Annotated in this window: 2 protein-coding genes and 1 pseudogene; 2 read left to right on the forward strand and 1 reads right to left on the reverse strand. The window is 41.4% G+C overall.

Annotated features, from left to right (window positions below):
* Window positions 1-413 precede the first annotated feature (413 nt).
* Window positions 414-821: a helix-turn-helix domain-containing protein gene (locus ACMV5I_RS29350; protein WP_414825956.1), complete on the forward strand. Its 408-nt coding sequence runs from the start codon at window positions 414-416 to the stop codon at window positions 819-821.
* A 285-nt stretch (window positions 822-1,106) separates the two neighbouring features.
* Here the strand turns inward: ACMV5I_RS29350 and ACMV5I_RS29355 are convergent.
* Window positions 1,107-1,193: pseudogene (locus tag ACMV5I_RS29355) on the reverse strand (IS6 family transposase); the annotation flags it as partial.
* A 12-nt stretch (window positions 1,194-1,205) separates the two neighbouring features.
* On the opposite strand from ACMV5I_RS29355, the gene ACMV5I_RS29360 reads away from it, so the two are divergent.
* On the forward strand, window positions 1,206-1,829 hold the full coding sequence (locus tag ACMV5I_RS29360; RefSeq protein WP_414825957.1) for a hypothetical protein: 624 nt from the start codon (window positions 1,206-1,208) through the stop codon (window positions 1,827-1,829).
* Window positions 1,830-2,094: the final 265 nt, after the last annotated feature.

Here is a 2,094-nt window from a genome sequence, read left to right on the forward strand (position 1 = left end):
CAATCTGGAAGAGGAGTTTTGCTGGTCGAGGTATGTGCATACGCGGGAGTATAGCGAGCTACGATGGTTGAAGAAAGTCACTCTCTAACAGAATCTTAGCTCCCGCCGTAGGCGGGCTACTGTTCACAAAAAATACCCTAAAACCATGAGGTTGGTAAGTCACATTGCGATGCGATTGCGTAGCAACAAAAAAACAATCAACCATGATTGATTGTTTTTTTTGTTTGTCTTATCATAATCAAGAGCGTAGCAATTTATAATTATTGGCAAGTGAAATTATTAAAAATTATTTATATAATATATCAAATAAGTATGGAAGGCAAGTGAGAGGTAATGCTTGTTAACAAAAGCCCAGCATGCTGGCAGAATTTATTTCCCTTAACATCCACTAAAAATCTTTGGAGGGTTATTTCATGAAGCCAATAGAGGTTCAGGAAAATCATGTTTATGAGTTACTTAATTGGATTGAAGAAAACCTTTGCACCCCACTGTCTTTAGATAAAATTTCTGAAAGATCAGGCTATTCAAAGTGGCATTTGCAGCGTATATTTAAACAGCATACGAATATATCCATTGTGAGTTATATCCGTGCGCGCCGTCTTTCTTTAGCTGCTATATCTTTGCGCTACACACAGAAAAAAATTCTAAATATCTCATTAGAATACAATTTTGAAACACAGCAAACTTTTTCTCGTTGTTTCAAAAAACACTTTGGTCAAACAGCGAGTGCATACCGAAACTCAACAAATCAAACTTTCACTAATCTACAGGTATCGCTAGCACTCAATCGAGTCAGAAATGTCGCTATAGATTATGAATAAATCTCGCTTGCAAATTCTTTACTTTTAGCATGATGCAATTCTTATCATTTAACTATTGATTAGATAGAGAGGTAAAAGCCGGAAGTTATCAAAAATAGAGTGAATGCTATATTCCAGCCTTGGTCTTGACACAGATTTATTGATAGTAGTGAATAGTGAGATACCAACTGATGATCTTATCGTGCATTATCCTCTTACTTCTAAAAAGTAAATCGTTCTGCGGGGCAGTTATTGGTTGTGTCGCACTAGCGTAGGCAAGTTAGCAACAGTTGTGTGGCCTGATTTTTAGACAATCAATAAATAAAATTGTTCCGCAGGTGACAACCTTTCACTTTGCGGATGTTGACATTGTCCTTTACGTATCATGTGAAGAGGGGGATTGCAATGATTCAAGATTTTGCCCTTGATCAAGACTCATGGCTCGACGAGAACGTCCAGGATATTGATGCCCGCAAAGGTGTCTGCCATGCTATATCAATAGATTGGGTCTTTGCTCAGCTTACTCAGAGCCGGGCGTGGGATGTACAAACCGAATATTGGCGCGCGGTTTCACACCAAAGAGCTTATGCCTTGACGTGGCAAGAGTCGCTAAGAGGATACTGGGCCAGTAAGCATTACAACACGTATCTTCAGATCGCACTGCCCCCTACTGAAAAATTTGTTCGGGACCTAGCTCGTCGTAAAGGGCGAGAATTTCACACATACCATTTGAACTACCTGTATCAACTTTCCTCGTATATTCTCGCGTTGCCTGCGTGTGCGGGCTTGGTTATCACCATATTCGGTTCATCTAGAGACTCACCTGCTGACGTTCAGAATTGGGGGCATACCGTCGCTATGGCCCGCGACGGCAGAGGTATGTACAGATTGCTCGATATCAACGAAGGTCAATACAGTTGGTCGCTTGCTACACCGGCCAGTACAGTTGGCCGCGATGTGGAACGGAATCTCTATGTAAATTACGGTAGTACGGGCATTCGAAACATCTATATTTTCCGCGTAGGTTGAGTATTTGGGATGTATTCTGGTGAAGAACAGAAAAGGGGTATGTCCAATGATGTAAAAAAACACGCTAAGGAAATAGAGCCTGTATATCGATTTGTGTAATTGCCTGATTTTGATATGTTCAATTCAGCATCAAATGAAGATTAATTGTAAGCGTCGTTAAATCCCCACAGTGTTCGGTCGTGGGGTTTAAGGTAGGGTGATTTTCCAGGGCAGCAGCGTGTCCCAGTCGATGGCATCGTCCGGCGATTTCAGCGCCGTCAGCAAC

It is taken from the genome of Serratia sp. T13T92, assembly GCF_047530105.1.
GTDB lineage: Bacteria > Pseudomonadota > Gammaproteobacteria > Enterobacterales > Enterobacteriaceae > Chania > Chania fonticola.